Origin of the sequence: Gloeocapsa sp. PCC 7428 (genome assembly GCF_000317555.1) — a bacterium.
Classification (GTDB): Bacteria; Cyanobacteriota; Cyanobacteriia; order Cyanobacteriales; family Chroococcidiopsidaceae; genus Chroogloeocystis.
The window spans coordinates 5,159,190-5,172,087 of sequence record NC_019745.1 but is presented as its reverse complement, the minus strand read 5'-3'; the positions used below and the strand labels follow the sequence as shown (position 1 = coordinate 5,172,087).

9 protein-coding genes and 1 CRISPR repeat array (1 of these 10 running past the window's edge) are annotated in these 12,898 nt (G+C 37.9%); all 9 genes read right to left on the bottom strand.

Going from position 1 to position 12,898, the window contains the following annotated elements; translation table 11 throughout:
- Nucleotides 1-1,670: direct repeats of the CRISPR family, unit length 37 nt; unit sequence GTTTCAATCCCTGATAAGGATTTATGTTAATTGAAAT (it extends 182 nt beyond the left edge of the window).
- Between the two features lie 261 nt (nt 1,671-1,931).
- The 9 genes from cas2 to cas3 all read right to left on the bottom strand — a co-directional run bounded on the left by cas2 (nt 1,932) and on the right by cas3 (nt 12,891).
- Complete coding sequence (cas2, locus tag GLO7428_RS22750) at nt 1,932-2,201, bottom strand: CRISPR-associated endonuclease Cas2 (protein WP_015190941.1); 270 nt, start codon at nt 2,199-2,201, stop codon at nt 1,932-1,934.
- A 13-nt stretch (nt 2,202-2,214) separates the two neighbouring features.
- Nucleotides 2,215-3,219, bottom strand: a complete 1,005-nt coding sequence (cas1d, locus tag GLO7428_RS22745) for a type I-D CRISPR-associated endonuclease Cas1d (protein WP_015190940.1) — start codon at nt 3,217-3,219, stop codon at nt 2,215-2,217.
- Nucleotides 3,220-3,236: 17 nt separating this feature from the next.
- Entirely contained in the window at nt 3,237-3,830 is a 594-nt protein-coding gene (gene cas4, locus GLO7428_RS22740; protein WP_041918735.1) for a CRISPR-associated protein Cas4, read from the bottom strand.
- Between the two features lie 10 nt (nt 3,831-3,840).
- A complete protein-coding gene (gene cas6, locus GLO7428_RS22735) occupies nt 3,841-4,659 on the bottom strand; it encodes a CRISPR-associated endoribonuclease Cas6 (RefSeq protein WP_015190938.1) in 819 nt (272 codons plus the stop codon).
- Nucleotides 4,649-5,266, bottom strand: coding sequence for a 2OG-Fe(II) oxygenase (locus GLO7428_RS22730; RefSeq protein WP_015190937.1), 618 nt, complete (start codon nt 5,264-5,266; stop codon nt 4,649-4,651). The genes cas6 and GLO7428_RS22730 overlap by 11 nt, the downstream gene beginning before the upstream one ends.
- Nucleotides 5,267-5,524: 258 nt before the next feature.
- Nucleotides 5,525-6,229, bottom strand: a complete 705-nt coding sequence (gene cas5d, locus GLO7428_RS22725; protein WP_015190936.1) for a type I-D CRISPR-associated protein Cas5/Csc1 — start codon at nt 6,227-6,229, stop codon at nt 5,525-5,527.
- 5 nt (nt 6,230-6,234) lie between these two features.
- Complete coding sequence (gene cas7d, locus GLO7428_RS22720) at nt 6,235-7,254, bottom strand: type I-D CRISPR-associated protein Cas7/Csc2 (RefSeq protein WP_015190935.1); 1,020 nt, start codon at nt 7,252-7,254, stop codon at nt 6,235-6,237.
- Between the two features lie 35 nt (nt 7,255-7,289).
- Complete coding sequence (gene cas10d, locus GLO7428_RS22715; protein ID WP_015190934.1) at nt 7,290-10,574, bottom strand: type I-D CRISPR-associated protein Cas10d/Csc3; 3,285 nt, start codon at nt 10,572-10,574, stop codon at nt 7,290-7,292.
- 190 nt (nt 10,575-10,764) lie between these two features.
- Complete coding sequence (cas3, locus tag GLO7428_RS22710; RefSeq protein ID WP_015190933.1) at nt 10,765-12,891, bottom strand: type I-D CRISPR-associated helicase Cas3'; 2,127 nt, start codon at nt 12,889-12,891, stop codon at nt 10,765-10,767.
- Between the last annotated feature and the right edge of the window lie 7 nt (nt 12,892-12,898).

Sequence of the window (12,898 nt, the reverse complement as noted above, 5' to 3'; positions counted from 1 at the left end):
AATCGCTGCTGCTGCTGCTTGAACGCTCATAAGTTTCAATCCCTGATAAGGATTTATGTTAATTGAAATACTCCCGCAGCCGTACGCAATGCCTTGGAAATAAAGTTTCAATCCCTGATAAGGATTTATGTTAATTGAAATGTAAGATGTGGTTGTCCGAACCTGAACTAGTAGGTTTCAATCCCTGATAAGGATTTATGTTAATTGAAATTGGGTATGCTTCCAGGATTTATACAATGCTACGGGCTTGTTTCAATCCCTGATAAGGATTTATGTTAATTGAAATGCGTTTAGTTAAGGACATAAATTTAAATCCGCCGAGTTTCAATCCCTGATAAGGATTTATGTTAATTGAAATCAGGTATAGCGGTCAGTTTTACAAAGATTGGCTGTTTCAATCCCTGATAAGGATTTATGTTAATTGAAATGGTTCATTCGCTGCAAGTCCCTTAAATCCGTAAGGGTTTCAATCCCTGATAAGGATTTATGTTAATTGAAATTGCCCAGTTTGCGTGCTACAAACTGCCCTAAGCGGTTTCAATCCCTGATAAGGATTTATGTTAATTGAAATCGATCGCGGCTGGTTTTTGCCCTGTATTGGGTTTTGTTTCAATCCCTGATAAGGATTTATGTTAATTGAAATGCTACTAAAGCAGACGCTAACTCTGGTTCCTCAAAGTTTCAATCCCTGATAAGGATTTATGTTAATTGAAATAAAATCTTCCCAGCTTATGCAGCAGCGCGAAATTGTTTCAATCCCTGATAAGGATTTATGTTAATTGAAATGCATTAGATGCTTGCGATTTCGGCGTACCCCAGCGACGTTTCAATCCCTGATAAGGATTTATGTTAATTGAAATGCGATCGCTGTGGAACAAACCGATAAATCTGGGGTTTCAATCCCTGATAAGGATTTATGTTAATTGAAATAACTGGTTAGATGCGATCGCGGATTTAATCGATGTTTCAATCCCTGATAAGGATTTATGTTAATTGAAATTCCCAACGGATAAATACTCTTTCCCCATGCTCCTGGGTTTCAATCCCTGATAAGGATTTATGTTAATTGAAATATCTTCGCTCCTGCTGTTATGCCACCTGCGGGTATTCATGCTCCTGGGTTTCAATCCCTGATAAGGATTTATGTTAATTGAAATGTGACTCTGGAAAGACAGGCACAGAGGCAGTTAGAGTTTCAATCCCTGATAAGGATTTATGTTAATTGAAATACGTGGAAGTAGCCACCGAGAAACCAGAAGACGAAGTTTCAATCCCTGATAAGGATTTATGTTAATTGAAATGCTAAGTTTTTTAAAGTACCCAAACAAGGTGGTGCTAGTGTTTCAATCCCTGATAAGGATTTATGTTAATTGAAATACCCCCATCGTTTGCGAACTGAGAGGAATAGAGGTGCCATGTTTCAATCCCTGATAAGGATTTATGTTAATTGAAATTACGGAGCGCCTTACAGTAGCGATTTAGCAGGCTGTTTCAATCCCTGATAAGGATTTATGTTAATTGAAATTCAGCGTGGGTTTACCTGCTGTCCAAACATTGAAAGTTTCAATCCCTGATAAGGATTTATGTTAATTGAAATTAAAAAGGCTTAGCCCGCTCGAATTCTTCCAAGATAGTTTCAATCCCTGATAAGGATTTATGTTAATTGAAATCACGTGGCTGAAAAGTTTACAGTATGTAGTTTTCATGGTGCAGTTGCGCGATATAGACATAACTATAGCATTTAAAGTCAAGAACATAAATAAAATTAGTGAGACTACAAGCGAGAAGTTAGATTTGATAAAGGTTTGAGAAGTTGCGCGGATCTAGAATTAGGATAAAGGAGCTTGTATGGCTTCTATATAAAGGCTCTCATGACTTTTTTAAGCTTAGCTAGGATAAACAGCTACCCTTCCGCGCAAATAATGTTTCACCTAAGCAAAAAAGATGGTTTCATCGCGTGGTTGTTCTCCACCAAGTCTTTCAACTTTACCTTGACAACATCCACACAGAAAGTAGAATCGAATGCTATCTTCGGCTTTAATGAGTTTAGATAAACGCGATCGCATTCTCGCATACTGGCTATCAGTTAAGTTACATTCAAAAATACTGTACTGTACCCACTGACCGTAAGATTTGAGAATTGAGTGAATCTTGGTGCGGCGCTTATCTTCAGAAACATCGTAAGACACAACGATATACATTTCATCGCCTCCTCTACTTGAGTATCAAAGGAGGATACTTATCTGTTTCACCCATCAGATATTTTGCTAGTAACCGTGCTTGGATTTCAAATGCTTCTTGGTATGTACACTGTCGTCCTAATACCGGATGCTTAAATTTTGATTGTTTCTTCTGTTCGTACAGCCGCAAAAATGTTCGCAGCCCCTCTTGAGTCAGCGATACGGCATGACTTAGCGGTTCAGTAGTAAAATCTGTTGGTAGCAGCGATCGCTTATTCAATGCAGACAACACAACGGCATCGACAACTAAAGGTCGAAATTCTTCCATCAAATCTAATGCTAAAGAAGGACGACCGTAGCGTTCAACGTGCAGATATCCCAGATAAGCATCAAATCCGACAATGTTCACCGCGCTTTGCACATCATGGCGAAGCAAAGCATAACCTAAACTTAGTAAAGCATTAACAGGATCAGTCGGCGGTCTACGGCGTCTGACTGTAAAGGTAAAACCCTCTGCACGAATAAGTTGCTTCAAGCTACCAAAATATGCAGCACTACCCGCACCTTCTAAACCACGCAATGAAGGAATTGTATCTGTGTTTTCAATTGGTGCGATCGCTTGCTCCAATCGTGTAATACTATTATTTAAGTCAAGTTCGGTATTTGAGCGTTGGGCGCGTAATAATGCATTGCGGTAATTTTTGAGTTTCCCGCGCACAAAAGCCTTGACAATATGTACTGCTTGTGTAGATTCTCCAATAGCTTGCCATTGCGCTTTACGAACAAAGATATTTTTCGTGACTTCGGGTTCTAAACGTCCAAGATATTTCCCTGTAGCTGTGAGAAAACTTAAAGGAATGTGACGTTCTAAAAATTCTGAAATAGCAGCCGGAGAAACTGTAGCGCGTCCTAAAACTACAACACCATCTACTTTAATTAATGGTACATCTAATAGTGTTTGTTTATTCGCTTTGATACTCAAACGCTCATCAGTTTTACCAATAAAAGCATCTTGTTGTGTAATGTAAACTGTACCCATATTGATTAAGAATAAAATTAACTAGCTTCTTGATAGCGTTGAACTTTTGCAGTGGCTTGCGGTAAACACTGCGAATATAAACTACAACCCGTACAACGTTGACCGTATATTGCTGGTGGCATTTTGCCTGTTTCGAGTAAATTATGAACAGCTTCAATAGTGGCGATCGCAGCCTCTCGTAATTCTTGCGTTATTTCGACCAATTGCCGCTGATGTGATTGGGCGTAGTAAACGTATCCTTGCGTTACGGGCGAACCTGTCATATCTTCTACACAAAGCGCCTGTGCGGTAACTTGCATTTCATCGTTATCCCATTCTCCTTTCTTTCCCCGTTTGTATTCAATCGGATAAAAATGACCGTCAGTGGATTCAATTAAATCAGCTTTGCCAATTAAACCGTAGCGTTCAGATTTCAACCAAATCGCGCGAATTTGCCAAGTTTCTTCACGGTGTCCATCTCCTAATGTGTGAACGCGATCGTGTAAGCTAGTGCCTTCAATTGTGTAAGCATTATCGCTAAATTCACCTGCACAAAACATCCGCCAACATCGATGCGGACAGTAGGTATATTGATTAAGAGCAGCAATCGGAATATAATCGGTATCATGCATATTCTTGTAATTATTTTGTAAGTCTAATTCTCCGCAGCATTCCCATTCCCATTGTTGTTTTTCTACCTGCACCGCAGTAGAGTGCAAAATCAGCTAGTGTATTAATTTGTTTAATAATTACTGGCTCAACTTCACCTAAAACTCGATAGGTTATTTCTCCAACACAACCAATAAATTTACTACGAGAATCCGCAATCATTGTAGTAGAAATATTGAAATAACTGGGAAATATAACTGCGGTTAGATCAGGGTCAAAACTGATACCACTGTATTTTTGCCAACGATGGAGTAAGCTGTTGAAAACGCATTCTCTTGTCGGTAAAGCAGCATCAAATTCACCTTGACGAAAGCAAGTAGGAGTGTAAAAGCGAAAGGCAAGTTCGCGTTCAATATCAGAAGCTTGCTCGTATAATTGTGCGTAGGTAGCCGCATTTGCCCAAGGTTGCGTTGACTGGGGAGTACCTAAAATACTAGTAATGTGTAAGTCAGCCGAACCAAGATGCCAAGGATGTTTTGGATTGAGGTTTAGCCATAATTGGGTAAGTTTGTTAAATAAAGTGTCATCGAGTAAAGAGATTCTCCACCAGCAAGGAGTACCAGCAGGGATCAGTTGTTGATGTTCCCATTGCAAGTTATGTTTTGATTTGTTTATTTGTAATGGGCTAAGAGTAAAGGCTTTATCGGCGCTAGAAGCATGAAGGCGATCGCCCAACGTTTTATCTACCGAACTTACAAGCGTTAAAAACAAAGCATGAAGGTGTCTTCCACTCAGATACGCGGGGTAAATTGGTGATTGAGGCAGTAGATTTAAAACTAAGCTATGAGGCATATCTCTTCTTCGTTTTAGACTGAGCAGTTCTTGACTCCACGGTAAACTGCGGAATTTCTGAAAGTTCAACCTCGTTTAAACTATACTGTTCGCAAACTAAACTCAGGCGAGTTCCTGGAGTTTTCACAGCATTAACCGAATGAGTTAAGTCACCTTGAAAATAAAGTAAAGTATTCGTTTGCGGCTTAATTTGCCCAACTTGGCGTTTGTTGCAGCACAATACTAATTCTCCTCCTTGTAAATCGGGTGGTACTTGCACATAAAGAACGCTAACGATCGCAGGTGGTTCAATAGTTTTACAGTAGGAACGTAGCGAGCGATCAATATGTGGATCGACGCGAGAGCCTTCCTTGAGTAGTAAGGGATTGAGGTAAAAAGCATTACAATTTGGTAGAAGAGCCTGATCTAGATAAGACTTGAAGAAAGGAAACTGCTGCACTACTTTTGCCAAGTGCGATCGCTGAAACACCACTGAAAATCCTTTTGTATTTACAAAATCGCGGTTGAGGTTATTAACAGCAAAGTAAGAGCAAGCTCGAATTTCTCCACACAGATTTTTGAGGTAATTACTAGAAAAGGCATTGGGGTGTTGATAATAGTATTTCAAAGTGGATTCCAGAGGGATGAGTTTTTTAATGTTTTATCGATAGAACTAATCAAGGTTAAAAATATATGGAGATGTTTACCACTAAGGTGTCTAGGTTAAATAGGAGATTGGGAAAGTAAGTTAAGAATTGAGGTGTGAAGCATATTGAGCGAATAAACACATAGACCAAATTTATTTTGTTTTCAAAAATCTATTTGAAGTCCACAGTTGTAGACTTCTTTGACTTTATCAATTTCTCCTCAGTGACTGTCGAGTAACTTATCCGTGAAAACGGTACTGCATTCTAGCAGGGATTTGTAAGTGCTTGTACTGATAGCAATGCCCTTGAATTCGGATATTTTGAATCAAGCTAACAGGAGGCATATTTACCACATCGTAATTAATAATTTGATGGGTGAACATCACATCTAACGGATTGAGCGGGTAAGGAAAAGTAAAGTTTTCTTCTGTGGTTGAAGTTTTTACTTCTAAATAATCTAACTGCTTTACTTCTGCTTTACTCATCCACTTGCCTAGGCGAATCCATTTCGGTAATTGAATTTCCTTTTGACAGATTACAAAAAACTCAAATAGACTTTCCGGCGCAACTTCTTTTGCCCTACCAAAACTAGGAATATTCTTTTGAGTCTTTTCCATCTCAACATGGTAGTTGTTATTAGCATATTTCCAGGTATTGAGCATAGCAGTATGTTCGATTGAACGCGCTGGAGTTACATAAATTCCTTGCTGATTAAGTGGTGTTAAATGCTCCTTGTATTTAGGAATTTGCTCAGGGCAAAAGTAACGATATGAATGTTCTTCTGCAACTGTAGTAGAGTAAACTTCGCTATCAACTAAACCCAGCGCATAACAAAGAGCATAGTTGTGAATTACTGGCTCTGTTTCATAAAGTCTTCCAATCTCACGAGTTGCATAGTAGAGGCTATCGTGTAATTCTAATTGACAGCGGTAAATTAAAGCCATTTGTTTTACTCCTTAGCTGCACTTGCTCTAGTTTTATTCTCAGCTTTCTTCTCTTTTTCTGGCTTAAGAATGTACTGCTTTGCATAGGTAGATGACTCAGTATTCGCTTTATTTAACAATTCTTTCAGTCTGTTTTCATCGCCAGTAATTGATTTAACTTCAATTAATAGACGCTGGAAATTATCACCAATGAAGTCGCTATGAGAGATGCACTCTTGAGTCATTAATTCAGTGATTGCGTGGTTGGCAGCTTGTAAAACATCATCTTCACTAAGTGGATCAGGAGGATTAATTTGCCCTTTATCTTGAAGCAAGTCATAGATTTTTTGTGTCCATCGTAAGTTGCTTACAATTTCACCATCAGCAAATACGATTCCAATTAATTGATTGCGAACCCTACCAGTACGAGTTGTTTGCGCTCCGTAGTGACGTGTTCGTAAAATGTTGTTAAAAACATACAGAAAGCTTGCTTCTGTAGGATCTTTTAGTGTCACAATACTTGGAAAGAAAATTTGCGGTAAGATGTGGTCTTGACTGTTAATACGGCTGGTTACTTCTCCTTTACGACTCATAGTGCCGTTTTCAAATGGTGCGTTGAGCGTAAAATTTAGATGTGAATCATCAAAGGAAGTAATTGAATAAGCTGTGTCTACTACAACTTTGGATTTTTCTGAACCAGAGTCACCAATCGCAAATCCATATAGAATGCAGTCAGGTGTAGTTTTACTAAAATCTACGTTGTAGTCACACTTTTCCCAATCACCGATCTGATAGTTGCGCAATAATTCACGCCCAGTTAAACGCTCCGGTGTAGACTGTTTGCGTTTAAACATTGCTAAGCGGCTAATTGGTTCTGGATTGTTAACTCCAGCACGGACTCTTGCTTTATTTAATTCGCCATCAGTTTGAAATAATGGGTAAGATTCAGTCACGCGAATAGTAATAAAATGAGCATATTTACCCATCGGTTTAGCAGGAATTTCGTTGTGGAAAAATTTAGCATCAACAGTTTTGAGAAATTGCATTTTTTTGTCTCCTATAAGATTACGTTAGTAAAAACTTAAGCTACTTCTGAATTTTCAATATCAGAAATTTCGTCTGGTTCAACCACTTTCCGTTCTTGACGTTCTTTGTCGTCTTCAAGGCGGTATAAATATTCACAGGTATCTCGAATCAAATTTAGTTGTGTACCTGCTAAACGTGCGCGATCGCCTTTAAAACTCCCCTCAAAAATCTCATTCACAAAATACTCAGCAAACGCATAAACGGCTTGACGTTCCTCTTCTGGGGTTAAAGCAGGTTTCCATTTGCCATCAACTAATTTTAAAGTAGGTTTTCCCTCAGCCGCACCGCGTCTTACATTATTCATTAGCTTTGCTACACGTGCATACACAACATCTGTGAGACATTGATTATCATTAGCTAAAGTTTTATCAAATTTCAAAATTACGTTAGCTGCTTCATCAATTGGTTTAAGAATTGCATTTGCTTTGGCGTACTGACTCTTAGCTCGATAAAATCGACGGAAGAGTTGAGTAAGTTGACGTAGTTGATTCACTTTGTCTCCTTCGGGTTCAAAGTAGTAGTAAAAATTCAAATACAATCGAATTTTGGCAATGGGTACAGTTTCAATTTTGTCCTGTTTTCTTAGCCATTTATTCAGGTAATGAAAAACATACAAAGGATTAGTTTCTAAGTCGCGTGCTAAATCTCCTAATTTACCCCAGTCAGGATTACCATCTTTTTTCCGGTTAACTTCTAAGTGAATACAGTAAGCAGCAGTGAGTGCATTTAGGGGAGAAAATTTTTGTGATTCACGTGGTAGAATACTGTCCAATCGATAGCTATCTTTCTTAACTAAAGAACGAATAGCTTGATGTTCACCATCGAGTAAAGTTGTTTGTTCAAAATCCGCACCATTAATAAAAGGTGGTACAGGTGATTCAGATGCCACAACTTTAACATCCATCACCAAGGGCAAGGTTAAAGCTAACCAAGCCGGCATTATCCACGATTCGGTATCAGTTGGATCGCGCCCTGGTGGTAAACCGATAAAGAAGAAAGTTAAAGTTTCATCTTCAGGATAATTTATCTTAAAAGTACGATCATCTTCTGGTTGAATATTCTGCTTAATCAATAAATCATCAACTTGCTGGTAGTTATTTATTGTAAAATTAGCAACTTGTTCTTTAGAAACGAAATGTTTGCGCAGTTCAGCATCAAAGCGAGTTTGAGCAATTGAATTGTAAGCTTTTTGAAGAAATTTATTAGTTTCTGGCGTAAAGAAATAAGTAGGGTAGAGATAGAGATACCGATATTTTTGACTTTCAAAATCTGCACCAGTAGCATTTGTTTTACTCATCAAAATTTGCCGCAACATGATTTCAATTGACCAAATTGAGCAAATTTGCCGTTTCGCTGCTTGCGTGTTAAATAAAATTTGGCGGTTGCTGTAAACTTGGGGAGCAAATAAAGTTGCTGATTCCATTTGTTCAGTTACAGTATAAGCAGAACTAGACATCGCGCACACATTTTCTCTACCTCTTCCTGTTGTAACTTTAGCAGCATGATATCGGTTCAACTCCACTAAAAATTGCTCTGGTTTGGGTTCAATAACTACTCCTGTAGGTAATGAAATTATTCTGTTGACGTAAGTTCGCAAATCATCCCAACCATCAGGAATTTCCAACTCTGCTATAATTGGCTGAATAAGATTAGCTGCACAAGTTACCATACCTTCCATTAGCTCTATATTTTGTGCTAAATCTTTACCTGGATTGTTTTCATAGTATTTAGCTGCTAGATAGTACCAATCAAGCGGAACACCGCCAGTTTTCTTTAATGATTGAATTTGTTTGATAGCAGTTAGTTCCTGTGATAAACCCAAATATTCAGCTAATTTTTGAGTAAGGTCTAAATCTGGGATTACTTTGCGTTGATTTTTTGAAAACTTTTTCTGGTATTCTTTAGCGCGATCGCACCATTTCCCCCATATACCTCGACACAAAGTATCGCCAAATTCTGCTAATCTATCAATTTGAATTTCATTGCCAAATACTAAATTTAAACCACGTGATAAATCACCATTTCTCTGAAAATTTTGTAGGCTTTGGCTACGCTTACTAGCTGATGCTACTTTAGTATCAGGAATAATTCTACAAGCAGCATTGATGCTGACTTTCATTAGTTCATCAACACTGAAAAATAGCCAGTAGTAGTCAGCAAACTTTAAGCCTTTACCATCTCTACTAAAACCTATTTGTCTTTTAGTCAACTGGTTACTACAAAGGCTTTTAATTTTAGCAATAACTTGAGCGGAAATATCATCAGTATTAATAGCAGGAGCATCAACATTAGCTAGATAGACAACACCATTAGATAAATATAATAATGGTATGTAATATTTTTTTGGATGAGCATCAATTAAGGCGTTATTTAAAATGTTTGTGAGGACACCCCGATTGTCAGATAAAGCATGGTAGCTAAACTGTAATTGTCCGTGACTTAAGTCGTTTAATAATTCTGGTAAACCGTCACTGTGACGATTACTTTCTATATCTTGGGGATATTTGATTACCGATGCAAATAAGTCTGCGACTCGCACGAGAGTTTGCAAAACTCCTCTTACTCTAGTATCAAGGCGACATTGTAAACCACGTACTTCTAATCCGCGATCGCTATCATATTTTTCCCCTGCATTATGACTCAGCCAGACAACATCATCAATGTAGCTTTCCCAATCTTTTCCTAAGAATTTATCTAACCCAAATACGATAATATTTTCTCGAACAAATCCACGTCCAAAGTTAAGCGCATCTGATTTATGAGGTGGTTGTTTACGCCAGTCACGGTTTACAAACTTATCAGATGTCGTTAAAAGCCAGTTAGAATAATAAGGAAATTTATCAAAATCGTGCAGAATGTAAGCTGCAATAAATAACCGAATCTCTAACTCTTCGCACTGACGTTTCACTCGATTTGTACCTATATCTACTGATCTAAGCTTTCGCACAATGCGATAGGTAGGAAACAAGCCATTCAATAAATGTGAAATAAAAGATTGATCGTGCTTGCTACGTTCAACATTTTTATTCTCAGCTTTACGATCTTCAGTAAATTGACCTCCTTTAGCAGTTGCTCCTACTAACTGATGAATCAAATTAGGTAAAACATTCTCAGCAAAACTTGTTATAATAAGATCGTCTTCGTTGCCTGCTGCTTCTCTAATTGCATTTTTAAATAAGCGAATTGTGAGTAATTCCCGTTGAAGCGGAGTATCTTGCTCCTCATCGTCATTATCAAAGTTGGAAATTTCTAAAAACTCCTCGAAGTTATCTTCACTCATTTATCTTGTTCCTCTTGTTGATAATCTTGAATAGTTTTTTGTTGGATAATCCACAATTTTGCTGTGACTGACATTAAACCTTGTTCTCGTTAGCTTCTCCACCAGCTAGCAGGTCTAATATTAAGGAAACCTAAATCCGATGTCTTTTAATACAAAGTTTCCCAAACAGACATTCGGATCTGTAAAATTTTTAGCAAATCCATCCTTCATTCTTCTTAGGTTTCCAATACCAAAGTAGAGTTTCTAGCAGTAATGCAGATTTACCAAAAGCAATGGTGTACGGTGGTAACCTGCGATCGCTGCTACTGTATTTGTCAGCTAGAGGATATGCTTGAAAGTGGATAGGTAAACCTAACTTCGCTCGTAGATAAGTGCGATCGCGATCTGAAATGAAGCACACCAAACCTCGATTTGACACCGCATCACTGATTCTATTAATCCCGCTACCATGTGGTTGGTATATTTCTAAACCTTGCAAAACATGCACTTTACCCAACGCAGCAATTTCGCTGATATCTTCTGGATAGTAAAACCGCCAGTCTTCCCGTACATCTCGATAACCAGTCAACCGCAAACAGCACAAAGTCTCTTGGATTCGAGTGGTATTTACTCCAAAAGCTTCTGCTTGACGCATAAATTCGGCTTTGTTCATCCACTCGAATATAAAATTACTGAGAATACCTGGTAAGTTATAAATTTTGAAGCGTTCATGCTCTGCTTCATTTGGGTTTGTAGCATCATAAATTGCACAATCTAACTGACTGCTTCCCCGAAAACTCCGCGCCTCTTCAATAATCTTTTTATTCTTTTTACTCGTTTCCAAACATTGAGTAATTTGTTTATACTTGTGCCAAATATTAACATCAAATGCATTTTCAACATCTTCTTTAAAATTTGTTGCTGTCTCTGGATACTGTGAAGAAAGTGGTTTTAATTCTTGATGCATACAAGCTGATTGAATCGCACCCCAGCGTTTGGGATACTGTCTAAATTCATTCACGAAAGGGTAATGCAAACGAATTGCTTCTGTAAAAGTTACTCGGTCATAATTTTCGCCATCTCGTAAAGGATGCGACTCAACTTCAAATAACCGTTCAACAATGAACTGAGGAACGAGTGCATAGGCTTGATAGATAGGAAAACCTGGATGTCTGCCAATTCTGCCAAAGCGTTGGATAAAATTACCTGCATCAGCACCCTCAAATACCAAAAAGTTAATTCTAAAATCAACTCCTACATCAATCGTAGAAGTTCCTAATAGTAAGTCTGCTTCAGCAACTGATTCCGCTTTTTCGGTTTCACCCGTTAAACCTGTGTTTTCCCTTACCTTAAATCCTAATGGCTCAAAAATCTCTTCAAAATATGACTTTAACTTCTTAACAGCAGCAATTGAATTAAGGATAATTGCCCCTTTGCTATGAGGATAATCTTGAAAGAATTTCAAAATTACTGACTTTGCATTTTCTTGCAGCCAATCATAACTAGAACGCATACTTGGTTCTAAACCTTTAGGAAAATTCAAGGTAATTGATTGACTAATTTGTCGCCAGTTGTCATTAGTAGGCGAAAAGCAATAAGCATTTTGAGAAACTGGATTGATGATTTTATAACTGATTCCCGATCTTGTCAAAAACTCTTGCAATAATTCGCTTGGTGTTGCAGATAAAAATAAAAACTTTTTTCCAGGAGTCGTTGTATGTTTAATTAGCAAAATAGCATTAAAAATACTAGCAACTTGTGGAGAAGAGAAAACATGAAACTCATCAAAAATGAACAAATTATAATTATCGTCTATTTTTCTAAATAACTTGTCGGCATTTTCTCCCTTAAGCTTATCACCCTTTTTATAACGTCTGAGATAACGAAAATCATGGATATAGTGAAAAATATCAGGGTTAGTTAGCAGAATTTCTGCTTGATTTGAGAGATTAATTAATCCTGACTGTTTTGTAGGTAGTTTATTTGTAATAATGAAATCTTCTAAGATTGCTGCATTCAAACGATAAATTTGCGGATCGTGTTTTGGTTGGAATTTGTCCTTATAATTGTGTACTTGTTTTTCCTGATCTCTTGCCAACTCGTTCGTCGGGTACATTGCCAAAGTAGAGATACGACTTGTCATCGCGTGCAGATAGGCAGCTAGACTTTTGCCATCACCAGTCATTGCCGTATTAAAAACTACATCGTAATTGCGTAATGCCTCTAGAGTTGCCGCTTGATGCCAGGAAAGTGACCAATCCTCTGGTAGTTTCACGCCTTCTGGAGTGGGAACCGTTTGAGAATACACAGGCTTGAGAGTAATACAATAATTGGACATATACTTA

Excerpts from the sequence above, each read along its gene's own strand:
- cas5d (WP_015190936.1), bottom strand. The coding sequence starts at position 6,229 with ATGGCTTTAATTTACCGCTGTCAATTAGAATTACACGATAGCCTCTAC.
- cas6 (WP_015190938.1), bottom strand. The coding sequence starts at position 4,659 with ATGCCTCATAGCTTAGTTTTAAATCTACTGCCTCAATCACCAATTTAC.
- cas10d (WP_015190934.1), bottom strand. The coding sequence starts at position 10,574 with ATGAGTGAAGATAACTTCGAGGAGTTTTTAGAAATTTCCAACTTTGAT.
- cas7d (WP_015190935.1), bottom strand. The coding sequence starts at position 7,254 with ATGCAATTTCTCAAAACTGTTGATGCTAAATTTTTCCACAACGAAATT.
- cas4 (WP_041918735.1), bottom strand. The coding sequence starts at position 3,830 with ATGCATGATACCGATTATATTCCGATTGCTGCTCTTAATCAATATACC.
- cas3 (WP_015190933.1), bottom strand. The coding sequence starts at position 12,891 with ATGTCCAATTATTGTATTACTCTCAAGCCTGTGTATTCTCAAACGGTT.
- cas2 (WP_015190941.1), bottom strand. The coding sequence starts at position 2,201 with ATGTATATCGTTGTGTCTTACGATGTTTCTGAAGATAAGCGCCGCACC.
- cas1d (WP_015190940.1), bottom strand. The coding sequence starts at position 3,219 with ATGGGTACAGTTTACATTACACAACAAGATGCTTTTATTGGTAAAACT.